The organism is Bradyrhizobium sp. 22, from assembly GCF_000482425.1.
GTDB classification, from domain to species: Bacteria; Pseudomonadota; Alphaproteobacteria; order Rhizobiales; family Xanthobacteraceae; genus Bradyrhizobium; species Bradyrhizobium japonicum_B.
This window is the reverse complement of the sequence record NZ_KI519400.1, coordinates 176,208-194,302: the sequence shown is the minus strand read 5'-3', so window position 1 is coordinate 194,302 and position 18,095 is coordinate 176,208. Positions and strand designations below refer to the sequence as shown.

Sequence of the window (18,095 nt, the reverse complement as noted above, 5' to 3'; positions counted from 1 at the left end):
TCCCGACCGACGCGTTATGAATGCAAAAGTGAGCGGGTTGGCTGCCTTCAAGGCGAGGCCGGCGCGGGCTCTTGGGGCTCGGTCAGGTGCTCGATCGCCGCCGTCCGCTTGTTGCGCAGGTGCTGGAACAGGATGTCGCTAAGCTCGCTACCGGCCCTCCGGCGCAGCGCATCGAGGATCGCCTCGTGCTCGCGCATCGCTTCCGCCCAGCGCTGCCGCTTGCGGGCGAAATTGGCGGAGTAGCGGACGCGGCGGATTCGGCCCGCGAAATTGGCATAGGCCGTCTTCAGCGTCTCGTTGCGCGCGGCCGCGACGATGCTCTCGTGGATGTGCTGGTTGGCCTGGAAATAGCCGTGCATGTCGCGGTGCAGATAATGGCCATACATCTCGTAATGCAGCTGCTCGATCGCGGTGATTTCCGCGTCGCTGATCGCCTCGCAGGCAAGGCGCCCGGCAAGGCTCTCCAGCCCTGCCATCACGTCGAACAGCTCCTCGAGGTCGCGCTGGCTGAGCTGGCGCACTCGTGCGCCGCGGTTGGGCAAAAGCTCGATCAGGCCCTCGGCGGCAAGCACCTTCAGGGCTTCGCGCAGGGGCGTGCGAGAGATGCCGAGCATCTCGCAGAGTTGCCGCTCGGGAATGCGGGCCCCTTCCGGGATGTTGCCTTCCACCACGTAGTCGCGCAGCCGCAGCAGGATCTCGCCATGAAGCGAGGCCTCGTGACGGTTTTCCTGGCGGTCGCCGCCATTGCCTGCGGCGGGGGTGATCGGAACCCCGTTGTCGGGAATCGTGGATTTCATTTGCAGCACAATAATTTGCCCGTCTGGTCGCGTCGACGTCCACAATCGAATACCAAAATTCGATTGTAATGACAAAAAATGAATGCAAAATTGGGCGAGTCAAGTCGGTCAGGGTCGCCGACTGGGAGGTTTTCATGCATCAGGGACGTCATTTCCTTCAGATTCCAGGCCCAAGCCCGGTCCCTGAGCGCGTCCTGCGCGCCATGGACATGCCCGTCATCGACCACCGCAGCGCCGAGTTCGGCGAGCTCGGCCGCGCCGTGCTCGAAGGCAGCCAGCAGATCTTCCAGACCAAGGGTCCGGTCGTGATCTTCCCCTCCTCGGGCACGGGGGCCTGGGAAGCTGCGATCGTCAACACGCTGTCGCCGGGTGACAAGGTGCTGATGGTCGAGACCGGTCATTTCGCCACGATGTGGCGGCAGATGGCCGGCCGCTTCGGCATCGAGGTCGATTTCGTCCCGGGCGATTGGCGGCGGGGCGCCGATCCCGCACTGATCGAGGCAAAGCTCATTGATGACACCGCGCACGCGATCAAGGCCGTCATGGTCGTGCACAACGAGACCTCGACCGGCGCCACCAGTCGCATCGCCGAGATCCGCGCTGCGATCGATCGCGCCTCGCATCCGGCGCTGCTGATGGTCGACACCATCTCCTCGCTCGGCTCGGTTGACTATCGCCACGACGAGTGGAAAGTCGACGTCAGCGTCAGCTGCTCGCAGAAGGGATTCATGCTGCCGCCCGGCCTCGGCTTCAACGCGATCTCGGAGAAGGCGCTGGCTGCGTCCAAAGCCAACCGGATGCCGCGCTCCTATTTCGACTGGGAGGAGATGCTCAAGCCGAATGCAAAAGGCTTCTTCCCCTACACGCCCGCGACCAATCTGCTCTACGGCCTGCGCGAGGCGATCGCGATGCTGCTGGAGGAGGGGCTCGACAACGTGTTCGCGCGTCATCAGCGGTTGGCGGCTGCGACCCGGGCCGCCGTCAATCATTGGGGCCTCGAGATCCTCTGCCAGGAGCCGGCCGACTACTCGCCGGTGCTCACCGCGGTGCTGATGCCGCCGGGGCATGACGCCGACCAGTTCCGGAAAGTCGTGCTCGATAATTACAACATGTCGCTCGGCTCGGGCCTGTCGAAGGTCGCAGGAAAGGTCTTCCGCATCGGCCATCTTGGCGAATGCAACGCGCTGACGCTGCTCGGTGCGCTCACGGGCGTCGAAATGGGCCTCTCGGTCGCCGGCGTGCCGCACCGCGCCGGTGGCGTCGACGTCGCGATGAAGCTGCTGGAGCAGCGCCCGCAGGGCAATGCCTCGCCGCATCTGAAGATCGTCGGCACGTAAGAGGGCGACTATGGCAGGGACGGCAGTCGAGGGCAGGCCGGTCCGCCATGGATGGACCAACCCTTTCGAAAGAGGACAAGCCGGTCAAATGGTGCTATTCGGCGCCCACCAAACCAAGGCTAGACCGGGAAGGACGCCGATGACCGTGCATACTGGAAGGCATTTCTTACAGATTCCAGGGCCGACCAACGTGCCCGATCGCGTGCTGCGGGCGATGGACATGCCGACGCTGGACCATCGCGGTCCGGAGTTCGCCGAGCTGGGTTTTGCCGTCCTTGCTGCGATGCAGCGGGTGTTCCGCACCAAGCAGCCGGTGATCATCTTCCCGTCTTCCGGGACCGGCGCCTGGGAAGCGGCGATGGTCAACGTGTTCGCGCCGGGCGACAAGGTGCTGATGTGCGAGACAGGCCAGTTCGCCGTGCTGTGGCGCGGCATCGCCGACAAGTTCAAGCTCGAGGTCGACTTCATCCCGAGCGACTGGCGCCATGGAGCCGACCTCGCCGAGATCGAGAAGCGCCTGTCCGCCGACAAGCAGCATGCGATCAAGGCCGTCTGCGTCGTTCACAACGAGACCTCGACCGGCTGCGTGACGCCGCCGCTGGAGGTGCGCAAGCTGCTCGATCGGATCAAGCATCCGGCGCTGTTGATGGTCGACACCATTTCCGGCCTCGGCTCGATGGAATACGAGCACGATGCCTGGGGCATCGACGTTTCGGTCGCCGGCTCTCAGAAGGGCCTGATGCTGCCGCCGGGCCTCGGCTTCAACGCCGTCTCGGAAAAAGCGCTCGCGGTCGCCAAGGCCAACCCCAGCATGCGCTCCTATTGGGACTGGCAGGAAGTCATCAACTTCAACAAGCTCGGCACCTTCCCTTATACGCCCGCCACCAATTTGCTCTACGGCCTGCGCGAAGCGGTCAAGATGCTGGAGGAGGAAGGGCTGGAAAACGTCTGGGCCCGCCACAAGCGCCACAGCGCCGCCACGCGTGCTGCGGTCAAGGTCTGGGGCCTGGAGACGCAGTGCTCCGACCCGGCCGCGCACTCGCCGGCGCTGACCGGCGTGCGCGTGCCTGAGGGCTTTGATGCCGACGCGTTCCGCAAGGTGGTGCTGGAGAACTTCGACATGTCGCTCGGCACCGGCCTGAACAAGGTCAAGGGCAAGGTCTTCCGCATCGGCCATATCGGCCATTTCAACGATCTGATGCTGATGGGCACGCTCGCCGGCGTCGAGATGGGCCTCGATCTCGCAAAAATTCCGCACCGCAGCGGCGGCGTGTTGGCGGCCATGGACGTCCTGAAGGGGCGCGAGGCGGTACCAATGACCAAGGCTCAGGTGGCCTGAACGAACTTGGAAAGTGAGCGCGTGATGAACGCACCTGCGACGACCAACGAAGACCTGCTCTACTCCGTCCAGGACGGCATCGCGCGGATCACCTTCAACCGCCCCCAGGCGCGCAACGCCATGACCTTCGCCATGTACGATCGCATGGCGGAGATCTGCCTGGAGATCAACGCCGATCGCTCGATCAAGGCGTTGATCCTGACCGGCGCCGGCGACAAGGCGTTCGCCTCCGGCACCGACATTTCCCAGTTTCGTGCATTCAAGACCGCGCAGGACGCGCTCGACTACGAGGCGCGCATCGACCGCGTGCTCGGCACGCTCGAGCAATGCCGCGTGCCCGTGATCGCGGCCATCGCCGGCGCCTGCACCGGCGGCGGCGCAGGCATTGCCGCCTGCTGCGATCTGCGCATCGGCACCGAGACGACGCGGATCGGCTTTCCGATTGCGCGCACGCTCGGCAACTGCCTCTCGATGTCCAACATCAGCCGCGTGGTCGCCTTGGTCGGACCCGCCCGAACCAAGGATATGATCTTCAAGGCGCGCCTCGTCGAGGCACCGGAAGCCCTGGCGCTCGGCCTGCTCAACGAGGTCGTACCCGACGTCGAGACGCTGCAGCGTCGCGCCGACGAGACCGCAAAGCTCGTGGCCAGCCACGCCCCGCTCACGCTGGAGGCGACCAAGGAAGCCGTGCGTCGCATCCGCCGTACGCTGTCGCGCGAAGAGGGCGAGGACCTGATCCTGAAGGCCTATATGAGCGAAGATTTCCGCGAGGGCATGGACGCCTTCCTCAACAAGCGCGCGCCGGTCTGGAAGGGAAGGTGAGTTTCACGCGCTTTCGGCTTCGTCAGCCGAAAGTCATAGGGTTCGACTGGCTCGCTTGCTTGAACCCGTCGGTGTTAGTCCGCACAATGCAGGGATAAAAGTTTCCGCGCTACAACTCAATAAACATCAGGGGACGAAACTCGTGCGAATTCCAGTGAAAGCCGTCGGCGCTGCAATGGCGCTGTTGTTGAGCACGCCGGCCGTTGCCGGCTGGGAGCCGGCCAAGCCGGTCGAGATCGTGGTGGCGGCAGGCGCGGGCGGTGCCTCCGACCAGATGGCGCGGATGATGCAAGCCGCGATCCAGAAGAACAATCTGATGAAGCAGCCGATCGTCGTCTCGCTCAAGGGCGGCGCCTCGGGTGCGGAAGCGCTGATGTACATGAAGTCCAGCGAGGGCGACCCGAACAAGGTGCTGATCGCCTATTCGTTGATCTACATGCTGCCGCTTTCGGCGAAGATCCCCTTCAACTGGCGTGAGCTGACCCCGGTTTCGGTGGTCGCGCTCGACCAGTTCGTGTTGTGGGACAACAGCGCGGGCCCCAAGACGGTGAAGGAATTCGTCGCGGCCGCGAAGGCCGCGAGTGCGCCGTTCAAGATGGGCGGCACCGGCTCCAAGCGCGAGGACCACGTGCTGACCGTTTTCCTCGAGCAGAAGACCGGCGCGAAGTTCTCCTATCTGCCCTACAAGTCCGGCGGCGAGGCCGCGACCCAGCTAGTCGGCAACCACACCGAAGCCAACGTCAACAACCCCAGTGAGAACCTCGAAGTCTGGCGCGCGGGTCAGGTGCGTCCGCTCTGCGTGTTCGACAAGGAGCGCATCTCCTACACCAGCAAAGTGACCGACACCCAGTCCTGGGCCGACATTCCGACCTGCAAGGAAGAGGGCGTCGACGTGCAATATCTGATGCTGCGCGCGATGTTCCTGCCCGGCAAGGTGACGGCCGAGCAGCAGGCGTTCTATGTCGATCTCTTCCACAAGGTGACGCAGACCTCGGAGTACAAGGACTACATGGAGAAGCAGGCCTTGAAGCCGATCTTCCTCACCGGCAAGGACATGGTGCAGTTCCTCGAGGAGGATGACGCGCTCAACAAGTCGCTGATGACCGAAGCCGGTTTCGTCGCGAAGTAACCGCTCTTCTTTCTCCCTCGCCCCGTTCTTACGGGGAGAGGGTCGGGGTGAGGGGCTCTCTCCGCGAGTCCAATTCTCACCGTGATCGCGGAGACTCCCCCTCATCCCAACCCTTTCCCCGCAAGCGGGGAGAGGGGGAATTGGCCGCATTCCGTCCCTGGCAGCTCATGTCCCAAACCGATATCGAAATCGTCGTCGACGATCCCACTGCGCCCGAAGACGATTCGCCCTCCGTCGTGTCCTCGGGCACGATCGAGATCGTCGTCTGCCTCCTGCTGCTCGCGCTGGCCGTCACGCTCGGCTACGACAATTGGCGCACCGGCGCGTCCTGGGATTCGACCGGGCCCGAGCCCGGTTATTTCCCGTTCTATCTCTCCATCATCCTCGGCGGCGGAAGCCTCTATGGCCTGATCGCGACACTCGTCTCGCACCGCACCGCGCGCCAGACCTTCGTCACGCGCGCGCAGGGCCGCCGCGTGCTGGCGGTGTTCGTGCCGACGCTGCTGTTCTGCCTGGCGATGCAGTTCCTCGGCCTCTATGTCGCGAGCTTCCTCCTGATCGCCGGTTTCATGCGTCTGGTCGGCAGGATCGCGCTGTGGAAGTCGCTGCTGACCGCCTTCGTGTTCACGGCGATCATGTTCGTCACTTTCGACGTCGCCTTCGACGTCATCATGCCGAAAGGGCCGCTCGAAGCGGCCTTCGGCCGCTAGGCGGGCCTGCCATGGAAGCTTTCGGTCTCCTGCTCCACGGTTTTGCCGTCCTGCTGACGTGGAAGATGCTCGTCCTGATGATGGTCGGGCTGGTGCTCGGCATCTTCGTCGGCGTGCTGCCGGGCCTCGGCGGTCCCAACGGGGTCGCGATCCTGTTGCCGCTCACCTTCACGATGGATCCGACCTCGGCGATCGTGATGCTGTCTTGCATCTATTGGGGCGCGCTGTTCGGCGGCGCGATCACCTCGATCCTGTTCAACATTCCCGGCGAAGCCTGGTCCGTCGCGACCACCTTCGACGGTTATCCGATGGCGCAGCAGGGCCGGGCCGCGGAGGCGCTGACGGCGGCATTCACCTCTTCCTTCATCGGCTCGCTGGTCGCGGTGCTGCTGATCACCTTCCTTGCGCCGATGATCTCGTCCTTCGCGCTGAAATTCGGCCCGCCCGAGTTCTTCGCGGTATATCTGCTCACCTTCTGCTCCTTCGTCGGACTGGGACGCGAGGCCAAGCACAAGACGGTCATCTCGATGTCGCTGGGGCTGCTGCTGGCCGGCATCGGCATGGATACCGTGTCGGGCAATCTGCGCATGACCTTCGGCTCGCCGGAATTGCTCCGCGGCATCAACTTCCTGGTCGCCGTCATCGGCCTGTTCGGCATCAGCGAGATCCTGCTGACGATGGAGGAGCGGCTGGCGCTGCGCGGACATGCGGCGAGCATTTCCCTGCGCGTCGTGCTCGGCGTCTGGAGGGACCTGCCGAAATACTGGATGACGCTGCTGCGCTCCTCCTTCATCGGCTGCTGGCTAGGAATCACCCCGGGCGGCGCGATCGCGGCCTCCTTCATGGGCTACAATCTTGCCAAGCGTTTCGCCAAGGAGCCGGAGAGCTTCGGCAAGGGCCGCATCGAGGGCGTGTTCGCGCCCGAGACGGCGGCGCATGCCTCCGGCACCTCTGCGCTGCTGCCGATGCTGGCGCTCGGCATTCCCGGCTCGGGCACGGCGGCGATTCTGCTCGGGGGGCTGATGGTGTGGGGGCTCAATCCGGGACCGCTGCTGTTCGTCGAGCACAAGGACTTCGTCTGGGGCCTGATCGCCTCGATGTATCTCGGCAACGTCGTTGGCCTGGTGCTGGTGCTGACGACGGTGCCGATCTTCGCCTCGATCCTGCGCGTGCCTTTTGCCGCGGTGGCGCCGATGATCGTGGTGTCCTGCGCGATCGGCGCCTACGCGATCCAGAACGCGATGTTCGACATCTGGCTGATGCTCGGCTTCGGCGTGGTCGGCTACGTCTTCAAGAAGATCGGCATTCCGCTGGCGCCGTTCACCCTCGCGCTCGTGCTCGGTAACCGCGCCGAGGATGCCTTCCGCCTCTCGATGATCGGCTCCGGCGGCACGCTGAAGGTGTTCTGGTCGAACGGGCTGGTCGGCTCGATCACGACACTCGCGATCGTCCTGCTGTTCTGGCCCCTGATCGAGCGCTTGCTCGGCCGGGTCGGCTGGAGTCAGCAGGACAAACCGGCGAGGCCATGACAAGCGAGTTTTTTCAGTGTCTTAGCTTGTCCTGTCGCGATAGGCCGGTTGCTCACGCCTAGTGCTTCTCCCCAAATGTTGCTGCCGGGCGACAGCCTCGGCCGTCCTTGGCGCCTATGCTCCCCCTGGATTTCCAGTCTTTCAGAGGGCATTGCAATGAAACAGGTTGTGATAGGCATTGTGGTGGCATCGCTGCTCGCGAGCAGTGCATTGGCCGCCGACCTGGCATCGAAACCCTACGTGAAGGCCCCGCCGGTCGTCGATCCGGTCTGGAGCTGGACGGGCCTCTATGCCGGATTGAACGCCGGATACAGCTGGGGCCGCGCGGACACGACCATCGCGCCGATCGCACTGCCATTCCCGGCCACGCAATTCGGCGCGTTTGGCCAGAATGTCGATGGTTGGCTGGCCGGCGGTCAGCTGGGCTACAACTGGCAGGTCGATCCGAAATGGGTCGTCGGCCTCGAGGGCGACATTCAGGCGACCGGGGAGCGTTCGTCGCGGACGGTGACCACGACAAGCGCGCGCTACGGTTCGAATATCATCGGTCTTCCCATCGGCTCCGACTTCAATTCCATTGCAACGCTCACCGCAAATCTTTCCTACGACCTGCAGTGGTTCGCGACGTTCCGCGGACGCGTCGGCATCCTGTCGGATCCGCAGACCCTCTGGTACGCGACCGGTGGTCTCGCTGTCGGCGAGTTCAAGTATTCGTCCGCGACCAATCTTGGAATCCAGGTCTTCGGGCCGGGCCTCGGCGGCACCACGCCGGTGGGCGCGTTCAGCTTTCCGATCGGGGCGGCGGTGTCCAGCAGCGATACCCGGCTCGGCTGGACATTGGGCGCCGGCGTCGAACGCAAGTTCACCCGGAACTGGTCGGCCAAGCTCGAATATCTCTACATGGATTTCGGCGCCAAGACTTACTTCGCGGGAACCGCCAACCAGGCGGACGTCAGTTTCCACGATCACGTGCTGCGTGCCGGCTTCAACTATGCGTTCACCCCGACGCCTGTCGTCGCGAAATACTGAGCTGTCCTGCGCGAACCGCCTTCCATGCCCGGCCATCCAGCAGGACAACGGATTCCTGCTGAGCTGACGGCGTGGACGTCGATCGACGCAGTTTAGGTCGTTAGCCGGCGCGATTTCGAAGACGGCTGCCGCGCGCCGGACGCCACGGCTTTGCAGCTCACCAGGCGTACTTGAACACGCCCTTACCGGAATAGCTGGTGACGTTGCTTGAGAACTCGCCGTCGAAGGTGGCGGCGATCGAGAAGCCGCTCAGCCATTTCATCTCGGCGCTGCCGCTCACGAGTGCGGAGTCGGCATCGACTTGAGCGCCGTTCACCACGAAGCTGGTGCCGGGCAGAGTCTGGAACAGCGCGGTGACTGCGCGGCCCGGATTGTAGTCGTGCGCCCAGGCGGCGCGGCCGCGTAGCGTCAGGACGCCATTCTGCATCGCGTAGGACTTGTCAGTGCGCAGGCCGAGCTCAGAGCGGGTATCGGTCAACGACTGCGAAGCATAGTTCAGCCCGAACAGCCCGCCGCCGTTGAGGCTGATTTCGGAGTAATCGGGAAGATTGAAGTTCGTCACCTGCGCCGCGGCGTAGGGCGTAATGCCGACCAGCGTCGTCGCGAAGCGATGACCGCCCTCGAAGCGGGCCGAGAATGTGTCGGCCTTGAAACGGCCCTGGAGCTGGTCGAAGCCGCCGGGCGCCACGGTGCGGTTGGTCGTGACGTCGTGCCAGCCATAGGCGAGCGCAGCCGATACGTAGGCCGGCCCGAAATTGTGCCGGCCATAAACGCCGGCCTGCAATAGGTCGGCCGAGCCCGAGCCCATCGCGTCGGCGAGCGAGTAATTCAGGCCGCCGCCACCGAGCGCAAAGCCGACCAGCGTGTCCACCGAGATCCTGTAGTCCGCGCCGGCTGCGGCGCCCCAGACCCGCGCCGCCAGATCGTGCGAGCCGACCGGTGCGTTGCCGCCGACCTGGGCCGAACCGCCATAGCCGGCCGCCCAGACGCTCCAGCGGCTGCTTGGCTGCGAGGAGAGGAGCGGCGCCTTGGTCGCCATCGCATAAGCCTCGCGCTCGCGCGCGGTGGCCGGCCGCATCGCGGCGTAGGAGGCGCCCTCATTGCCCCCGGCGAACTGTGCGACGCTGCCCGCCTTGGCGAAGCCACCGCTGCGTCCGGCGACGGTCGGGTCGAGCATCAGGTTGAGGAACTGGCCGTCGGCATTGATCGCCGCCTGGATGATACCGGTGCCGAGCTCGCCCGAGGCGGTGGTCAGCCCCGCTGGCGACAGTGCCGCGAAGGCCAAGGGAATACCGCCCCTGGTGTTGAAGAAGCTGGTCAGTGTGTTCGCGACATTCTGTTGGTTGACCTTGAGCCCGCCACCTTGCGCGAAATTGACATTGACGTTGAGGAACACGTTGTTGGGGTCGTAGCTCAGCGTTCCCTTGAGCGTCGGCACGTTGGAGGCGACGTTCGGGTTGAAGGTGCTGCCGGCCAGGGTGCCGGCCGCGGTCAGGATCGTGTACTGCTTCTTGACCGTACCCGATGTGAAGTTGACGCTCACCGCCGCGCCGCCGAGACCGGCTGCGCCCGTGACCTGGGTGAGGCTCGCATTGGCCGAGGAGACCTGGATCAGATAGGTCGAGGCGGCGGTAAAGGTCAGCGATCCGCTGATCGTCATCGGGCCGAACGGGTTCGTCGTGCTGCCGGGCGCCAGCGTACCGCCGTTGACTGCGACGCCCGCGATCGTGCCGCTGCCGGCGAGCGTGCCGCCGGCGTTGACGCCGGTCGGGCTGTTGAGAATCGAGCCGTCCACCACCAGCGTGCCGCCGTTCACGGTGGTGGCGCCGGTATAGGTATTGATGCCGGTCAGGGTCTGCACGCCGCCGGTGAGTGTGAGTCCGCCGCCGGCGCCGCCGTCGTCGATGACGCCGGCAAAGGTGCCGTTGCCGCTCGTGATCGTCAGCGCGTTGGCGCCGAGATTGATGGTGCCCGCGCCCGAGAGCGATTTGATCGCAGTGCCGGTGCTCAAGGCCGTGATGTCGAAGACGCCGTTCGCGATCACGTTGCTCGAGGTCGCAATGCTGCCATCAGTGCCCCCGGAGGTGACGAGGTCCAGCTCGCCGAGGGCCTGGATGGTGGTCGTCCCGGTATAGGTGTTGACGCCGCCGAGCGCCTGAACGGCACCGCCGGCGATGACGACGCTGCCGCCGCTGCTGCCGGCAATGCCGCCGTCCTGGATCACGCCGCCGAACGTGCTGCCGGACGTGATCGTCAGCGTCTTCGATCCCAGCGCGACAATGCCGCTGCCGCCGGGCGAACCGAGGCCGCGGATCGACGTGCCGGAGGCCGTCTGCGAGATGTCGAGCGTGGCATTTGCCGCGCTGAACGAGACGAACGCCGAGTTTGCGATCGAGCCCGCCCCCTTCAGTGCCAACGTGGCGCCGGCATCGATCTGGGTCGCGTTCGAGTAGGTATTCACGCCGGACAGCGTCTGCGTTCCACCGAAAACCTCGAGCCCGCCGGTGCCCTGGATCGTGCCTGCAAACTCGGTCGAACCATTGGTGATCACAAGCCCGTTGCCACCCATGTCGACGACGCCGGAAGCGCTGCCGGCAAGCGTCGCGATTGCGTTGAACGGAACGGCGGACGCTGCAATGTCGAGTGTCGCGTCCACCGTGACGACGCTGGATGACGAGATGCTGCCGAAGCCGGAGATTGCCAGCGTTCCCGCCGAGATCATCGTGGCGCCGCTGTAGGTGTTGGTCCCGGCCAGCGTCAGCGTGCCCGTGCCGACCTTGGTCAGGCCGCCGGCGCCGGATATGATGCCGTCGACCTGGGTCGAGGTGTTGACGCCGCCGGTCGTGAGTGTGTTGGCACCGAGAACATAATTGCCCGCGCCTTCGATCGATCCGGCCGTCATTCCGCCGCTGGTCAGGCCTGAGATATCGACGGTACCGCCGGCATTGGTGATGATTTTGGCGTTACCGCCGGTTGCCGTGCCGGTGAAGTTCGTCGTTGCGCCGTTGTTGGTGGTGATCGTGGCACTGCCGGCAGAGGCCGAATTCTCGAACGTGACGATGCCGCTGTTGGCGAGACTTGCCGTTCCGGCCGTGCTGCTCTGACTGAATTTGACGTTGCCGCCGACATCGTTCGTGATGATCACGATCCCGGCGCCGCCGCTCGCGGTGCTGCCGTTCTGAAACACCAGATTGTTGCCGGAGGTGACCTCGAAGTTCTGGGTATTGACCGTGTCGTTGTTGATGATGCCCGTTGCGTTGACGGTGAACGGGTTGCCGATCGTGAACGTGTAGGCCTGCGAGGTGTTCGCGAAGCGGATGGTGCCGATGCTGACGCCGCCGTTGTTGTTGTCGACCGCCGTGCTGCCAGCGTTGGCGAAGGTCGCGGTCCCGTCGGGCACGCCCGGGTTGGACGACCAATTGGCCGGATTGCTCCAGTCCGAGGAGCCGCCGGTCCAGGTGCCGTCCAGGGCGTGCGCGGTGACGACGCCGAGTGCGGTGGTGGCGAGGAGCATCGCGAGGGAACGGCGCCCAATGGATCGCAGCCCGTCTCCGATGCAACCACCTGCCTTTGACGGTCCGGCCATCTAGATCTTCTTCAAATCAGCAAAGGAAACAATCATGAATATGCAACCGGGGCGCATCCTCGTGCCCGACAGCCCCGCCATGTTCCCATGGCGCCGCAACGACCTGCAATGAATGGACATCCATTTGCGCCGGGTTCTCGCCTGCCGCACCCGGCATTTTCAGCCATCGTGGCTATCCGGCAACATATCCAATGGTTCGCTCGTCCCCCGTCCCACGTAGAATGGGACAACAGAGGTTCGCCGCAAGGCCTATATGAGCGAAGATCGCGAGGGGCATGGAACAGCGGCAGCCCACCTGGACAGAAAGCAGTCCGATGATATCGCAGGACTAAGATTAAGGGGGCGCTTGGATTTATTCCCCGCGGCCAAAACCACCCGGCGCGTCTACAGCTCGCGAGTTTTCTCGGTAACCTGTGGCTTCATCAATGAGAGACGTCGTGCCTGAGCGTTGGAGGTGCTCGGCGATAATTTCGGCGCGATAAGCAATGTTCCGCTGAGTGGCTTTTAAGACTCCGGCCTGTTGGGCCCGCGCAAAGATGGCGCAAATCTCCGGGAGGAAATTCGCTGCGTAGCCAACCGCCTTCATGCCCTGCTCGGTGCGGAATTCGATTTGATTGGCCAGTATGACCAAATCTTCGCCGACAAAAGGCTTGAGATTTTGCATTGCCAAGAAGGCGGGCAAGTTGCCGCTCCTGCGATACTGACGCCCTTTGGGGGGACGAATGCGGCCCAGGCCCCACATGAAGCCATTCTGAGTAATCACACGCTGGCCGTTGTCGAGGATGGCGACCTCGATCTCGATGTCGCCAAGTCGAAGGACGCCTCGATGCGTCGCCTGTGGCAAGTGTCTCGCCCAACGGGCCTTGGCGGCCTTCCGAGCGATCTCCCTCCGCTCGTCACCTGACAGCGCGGCTGCTCTTGCAGTGCCGCCAGCGGCTCGGGCCGGCACTCCCCACTGCACCTTCCAGCGCGTTCTCCGCCGTTCGTGGTCTAAACTTACTTTTCTACGGGTATTCATTCTTCAGGAATCTGGCCGGATCAGACAAAAGCAGGTATCGGCATACCAGCTAAGAGGGGCCATGTTAGTGATCGTCCGCGCCAATGTCACGCCGTGCGTAAAGCCGGATCATTTAGGACGGTTTTGACGCCTGCGGGGGAGGGGCAGTGCCAGACGGCGGTGCAGAAGGCTTTGAGCATCACATCCCCACACCGAATTTGAGGAACCGGCCGGAAGGTTGCGAGAATAGCTTGAGCAACGCTGAGCGCCTGGTAGACATCCCGTTCCTGATAGAGCTTCGTACCAAGGAGGCTTCCGAGCAATCCGCCCCAAAAGCTGTGCTTGTGAGAGCGTACGACGACACCCTTCTTGCCCACGTAGATCCAACAGGCGTCTCCGTTCTCCAGTATGATGGTCGCGTCGTGACCAAACCTTTCGTTGATGTAGAGCAGGCGCGGCATCACCAGTGACCTTAAGCTTCTTCCTTTTCGGGAACTTCCCTCGAAGCGGTTAGTACTAGTACTCGGAGTAGTTGGCTCGCTCATAACGCAGCTGCCTGGGTTTGTCCCATTTCAGATATCATTCCAAAGTCGGAACCGCCAACCAGGTAGACGTCAGCTTACACTCACCTGCCCGGCTTCAACTATCGTTCACTCCGACGCCCGTCATCGCGAATTACAGAACTGTCCAGCGCGAACTGCCTTCGATGCGAGGCCATCTTACCCGGGGGAGCGAGTTTCGGCGTCCAGCCACCCAGACTGTTATTGCTTGGATCCGACTGAATGAGCGACGGACTGCCTGACCGTCCGCGCGGCATGCCGTCAAAGGCAATTTGTTATTGACTCTTCCGGGACCACAGGGCATCGGCTTCTGGACGAGCCGATTTTGCCTCTTCGCTGTTTCGAGTGGTGCCACGGGTCGCTGCAATGAAAAGCAAGTGTCTAGGTTTGAAGCGCCCCTAATCTGTAAATGAGCATCGGCTTTGGGCTTGTGATCTGGGGAACGAAATCCGCTCCGCCTAGCCAGAGCAAGTTGGCGATACAGTACGTGTCGATTGAGCAGACAATGAGAGAAGATCGTCTTCGCCATTTAGCCTTCGGCGGTTTATTCTATCTCCTGGATCGTTGGAGAGTCAGGCACATGCCGCTTGTTTGTCCAAACTGTTCTGAGCAAGCCTCGTCGGTCACCTACGCGCAGGGACGATGCGCGGTTCGTAAGGACTTGCATTGCGACGCATGTGGCGCAACGAGCGATGTTGCTGGATGGCGATTGGCGGCAGATTACAAAAAGAGCGGGGCGAAGTTGCCGTCACTGTCCGACAACTGAAAGTTCGATTTTGTTGTTCTTCCATAACTGGGCAGTCGGTCAGGTGATTTTTTCCAGGTGGCACTTGTCGAGGCCGCTGTTCTATCTTGGGGCCCCGTAACTTTGTTGCTATGTTGGAGGATCCGCCCTGCTGCGAGACTGACGCCTATGACGTAGATCCAGCCGGGCGCAAAATCGAACAGATGCGAATTGAAAAGCGAGCTAACTATAAGGTGATCGCAGCTCAATGAGTTGAGCAAATCAGACAACGCCGGCTTCTCTCAAAGTTGCGATCTCGTCCGCACCGAGGCCGAACTCCTTCAAGACCTCCTCGGTCTGCTCGCCGAATTCCGGTGGGCGCGCCACCATCCTGCTCGGCGTCCGCGACAGCGTCACGGGTTGGCCGACCAAGCGGATCTGGCGGCCCTCGTCGTTCGGTACGTCCTGGGCGATGCCGAGATGCTTGACCTGGGCGTCCTCGAACATCTGGTCGATGGCATAGATCGGCCCGCAGGGCACGCCGGCCTCGTTGAGCTCACGGACCCAGGTCTCGGTCGACTTCGTCACGGTGCGCTTCTCGATCTCGGCGTTGAGCGCGTCGCGGTTCTTGGAACGGGCAGGAGCCGTCGCATAGTCGGGATGGGCATAGAGCTCCGGTGCGCCGATCGCCTGCGCGCAGCGCTCCCAGATCCGTCCACCGGTCGTGGCGATGTTGATGTACCCGTCCGAGGTCTTGAATACGCCGGTCGGGATGCTGGTGGGGTGATTGTTGCCGGCCTGCCTGGCGACCTCCTTCTCCATCAGCCAGCGCGCGGCCTGGAAGTCGAGCATGAAGATCTGGGCCTGCAGCAGCGACGTCTGCACCCACTGGCCCTTGCCGGACACCTCGCGCTCGAGCAGCGCGGTGAGGATGCCCATGGCGCAAAACAGGCCGGCGGTCAGGTCGGCGACGGGAATGCCGACCCGCATCGGGCCCTGGCCCGGCGCCCCGGTGATCGACATCAGGCCGCCCATGCCTTGCGCGATCTGATCGAAGCCGGGCCGCTTGTGATAGGGGCCGTCCTGGCCGAAGCCGGAGATGCTGCCATAGACGATGCGCGGGTTGATCGCGGCGAGGCTGTCATAGTCGATGCCGAGCTTCTTCTTCACGTCGGGCCGGAAATTCTCGACCACGACATCGGCCTTGGCGGCGAGGCGCTTGAACACGGCGAGCCCGCGCTCGTCCTTCAGGTTCAGCGTCATGGCCCGCTTGTTGCGGTGCAGATTCTGGAAGTCGGAACCTTGCCGCGGGCCGCCCGGCTGCTCACCGCCGGCGTCCTCGGTCAGCGCGTCGATCTTGACGACATTTGCGCCCCAGTCCGCCAGTTGCCGCACGCAGGTCGGCCCGGAACGGACGCGGGTCAGATCGAGCACGGTGAAGCGCGACAGGGCTTCCGAGGCATGCGGAAAGGGCATCTTGAAAGGCTCCGGGACAGATTGCGGGCCTACCATAGTGCCGAAAGATCATGCCACAAGTCCGCGCCGACGCCGATCCCGCCTGCCGAAATGCCATGCCTGATGCTGCCTGCAAGATCAGCGCGACAGGCGTTTCAGTTCGACGCGCGCCTGCTCGGCCAGGGGATCGTCGGGGTGGCGTGCGATGAAGAGCTCAAGGGCCTCCCGCGTTCCCTTGCGGTGCGCGGCTTCGTATTCCTCTGCCACCGCAACAGCGGGGTCGCGGGCCATCGGCATCACGGGCGCGCGCACCGCCTTGCCCTTGTCGTCGGCCTTGGCCTTTTCCACCATGACAGGCAGTCCTTCGAGGGGGTGATGGCTCAATCCGGCGAGCACGAGCAGGGCGCCAAGCAGGCGAGCTGGAAATCGAGGTCGTGTCATGAAAGCCCTGCAAATCATGGGTGTTCCGGGAACCGAGACCCTATTCGCGGCCCGTACGACTACGGGTTTTGATGGCTAACATCGTCTTATCGAAGGCGCGCGCACGCCAGTGCCCCATTTAAACCAAACGTTTAACTCTCAAGCTAGAATCATGTGCCTCCGTGGCGAATCACGCCCAACGCGTTGCTCTGGAGAGTCAATTGGCCACCGCTGTCAGTGTCAGTGCCACCAACAACGCCGAGATCGACGGCCTGCTGTCCGGTTACAAATGGACCGGCACGATCACCTATAGCTTTCCCGACGCCTCGAGCGACTATTCCAACCCTTATTACGGCGGCGACAGCGAGCCGACCACGTCGGGCTTTGCCTCTGCGCCGGCCCAGATCCAGGCGGCGATCAACTACGCGATCGGGCTGATCCTCGGTTACACCAACGCCAACATCCAGTACGCGGGCACGAACGGTGCCGACATCATGGTCGCGCAATCGCCGGCGGCCAATCCGACTGCTTACGCCTACTATCCCTTCAATTATGCGCCCGGCGGCGACATCTGGTTCGGCACCCAGTACAATTTCTCGCTGGCCAAGCTCGGCAATTACTATTTCACCACTGCGCTCCACGAACTCGGCCACGCGATCGGCCTCAAGCACAGCCAGGAGGCCGGCGGCCCAGCCAACGTCGCGGTGCCGAGCGCGCATGACAGCAGCGAATACACCGTCATGAGCTATCGCAGCTATGTCGGCGCTTCGACCACGGGCGGCTACACCAACGAGGCGTACGGATATTCGCAGACCTACATGGCGAACGATATCCTCGCGCTCCAGACAATGTACGGCGCGGACTTCACGACCCAGAGCAGCAACACCGTCTACACCTGGAATCCGGCCACCGGGCAGCAATCCATCAACGGCGTCGGGCAGCTCGCGGCGGGCGGCGGGGTCGGCGGCTCGGCCAACCGCATCTACGAGACGGTCTGGGACGGCGGCGGCGTCGATACCTACGACCTGTCGAACTACACGACGAACCTGAGCATCAACCTCAATCCCGGCGCTTCGTCGGTGTTCTCCTCCGTGCAACTGGCATATCTCGGTGACGGCCATTACGCCTCTGGCAACGTCTACAACGCCTATCTCTACAATAGCGACGCACGCTCCTACATCGACAACGCCATCGGCGGATCCGGCAACGACACCATCATCGGCAACGCCATCGCCAATACTCTGAACGGCGGCGGGGGCAACGACACGCTCACCGGCGGGGCGGGCAACGACACCATCACCGGCGGCGCCGGCACCGACACCGCGGTGTACTCGGGCGGCCGGGCCAATTACACGATTACGTACAACACGACGACACAGACCTTCACCCTGGTCGACCTGCGCGGCGGTTCTCCTGACGGCACCGATACTGTCACCGGGGTCGAATATTTCCAGTTCGCTGACGGCTCAATCTCCAGTGCCTCGCTGACAAGTCCGCCTGTGACCATCGAAGCATTCGGCGCGACGAGCTTGGTCCAGGCCGGCAACAACTTTTTCATGAACCCGACTACGGGCGGACCTGAGCTGAAGTACGGTGGATCGGCAGTCGTTGCCGGACAATTTGGAGGTTGGGTACCCGTCGGCGCAGAACAGACGTCGTCA

The 18,095-nt window shown here is 63.4% G+C and carries 14 protein-coding genes; 8 read left to right on the top strand and 6 right to left on the bottom strand.

The annotated features are described in order from the left end of the window. Window positions 1–47 precede the first annotated feature (47 nt). Entirely contained in the window at window positions 48–797 is a 750-nt protein-coding gene (locus K410_RS0126285) for a GntR family transcriptional regulator (protein ID WP_049820316.1), read from the bottom strand. Window positions 798–931: 134 nt separating this feature from the next. On the opposite strand from K410_RS0126285, the gene K410_RS0126280 reads away from it, so the two are divergent. The 7 genes from K410_RS0126280 (at window position 932) to K410_RS0126250 (ending at window position 8,692) form a co-directional block, all read left to right on the top strand. Further along, window positions 932–2,134 carry a pyridoxal-phosphate-dependent aminotransferase family protein gene (locus K410_RS0126280; RefSeq protein ID WP_028137632.1) on the top strand — a complete coding sequence of 401 codons (1,203 nt, stop codon included), beginning with the start codon at window positions 932–934 and terminating at the stop codon, window positions 2,132–2,134. Window positions 2,135–2,273: 139 nt separating this feature from the next. Beyond that, window positions 2,274–3,473, top strand: a complete 1,200-nt coding sequence (locus tag K410_RS0126275; RefSeq protein ID WP_028137631.1) for a pyridoxal-phosphate-dependent aminotransferase family protein — start codon at window positions 2,274–2,276, stop codon at window positions 3,471–3,473. 24 nt (window positions 3,474–3,497) lie between these two features. Continuing rightward, window positions 3,498–4,295, top strand: coding sequence for an enoyl-CoA hydratase/isomerase family protein (locus K410_RS0126270; RefSeq protein WP_028137630.1), 798 nt, complete (start codon window positions 3,498–3,500; stop codon window positions 4,293–4,295). Between the two features lie 175 nt (window positions 4,296–4,470). Next, window positions 4,471–5,424 (top strand): Bug family tripartite tricarboxylate transporter substrate binding protein, encoded by a 954-nt coding sequence (locus tag K410_RS0126265; protein ID WP_049820315.1) that lies wholly within the window; start codon window positions 4,471–4,473, stop codon window positions 5,422–5,424. Between the two features lie 167 nt (window positions 5,425–5,591). Beyond that, window positions 5,592–6,134 carry a tripartite tricarboxylate transporter TctB family protein gene (locus K410_RS0126260; RefSeq protein ID WP_028137628.1) on the top strand — a complete coding sequence of 181 codons (543 nt, stop codon included), beginning with the start codon at window positions 5,592–5,594 and terminating at the stop codon, window positions 6,132–6,134. 11 nt (window positions 6,135–6,145) lie between these two features. Then, window positions 6,146–7,663, top strand: coding sequence for a tripartite tricarboxylate transporter permease (locus K410_RS0126255; RefSeq protein WP_028137627.1), 1,518 nt, complete (start codon window positions 6,146–6,148; stop codon window positions 7,661–7,663). A 75-nt stretch (window positions 7,664–7,738) separates the two neighbouring features. Further along, window positions 7,739–8,692 carry an outer membrane protein gene (locus tag K410_RS0126250; protein WP_245269532.1) on the top strand — a complete coding sequence of 318 codons (954 nt, stop codon included), beginning with the start codon at window positions 7,739–7,741 and terminating at the stop codon, window positions 8,690–8,692. A gap of 157 nt (window positions 8,693–8,849) precedes the next feature. On the opposite strand, the gene K410_RS0126245 is transcribed toward K410_RS0126250, so the two are convergent. The 5 genes from K410_RS0126245 to K410_RS0126220 form a co-directional block, all read right to left on the bottom strand. Next, window positions 8,850–12,278, bottom strand: coding sequence for an autotransporter outer membrane beta-barrel domain-containing protein (locus tag K410_RS0126245; RefSeq protein WP_028137625.1), 3,429 nt, complete (start codon window positions 12,276–12,278; stop codon window positions 8,850–8,852). 352 nt (window positions 12,279–12,630) lie between these two features. Next, the gene (locus K410_RS37270) at window positions 12,631–13,122 is read right to left on the bottom strand and encodes a hypothetical protein (protein ID WP_155253699.1); all 492 of its coding nucleotides are present in this window, start codon (window positions 13,120–13,122) and stop codon (window positions 12,631–12,633) included. A gap of 260 nt (window positions 13,123–13,382) precedes the next feature. Then, a complete protein-coding gene (locus K410_RS0126230; RefSeq protein WP_028137624.1) occupies window positions 13,383–13,736 on the bottom strand; it encodes a hypothetical protein in 354 nt (117 codons plus the stop codon). Window positions 13,737–14,841: 1,105 nt separating this feature from the next. Continuing rightward, entirely contained in the window at window positions 14,842–16,035 is a 1,194-nt protein-coding gene (locus K410_RS0126225; RefSeq protein ID WP_028137623.1) for a CaiB/BaiF CoA transferase family protein, read from the bottom strand. 117 nt (window positions 16,036–16,152) lie between these two features. Continuing rightward, complete coding sequence (locus K410_RS0126220; RefSeq protein WP_373568083.1) at window positions 16,153–16,365, bottom strand: hypothetical protein; 213 nt, start codon at window positions 16,363–16,365, stop codon at window positions 16,153–16,155. A gap of 290 nt (window positions 16,366–16,655) precedes the next feature. On the opposite strand from K410_RS0126220, the gene K410_RS37265 reads away from it, so the two are divergent. Continuing rightward, window positions 16,656–18,095, top strand: a 1,440-nt coding sequence (locus K410_RS37265) for a M10 family metallopeptidase (protein WP_196236067.1), incomplete at its 3' end; no start/stop codon positions are given.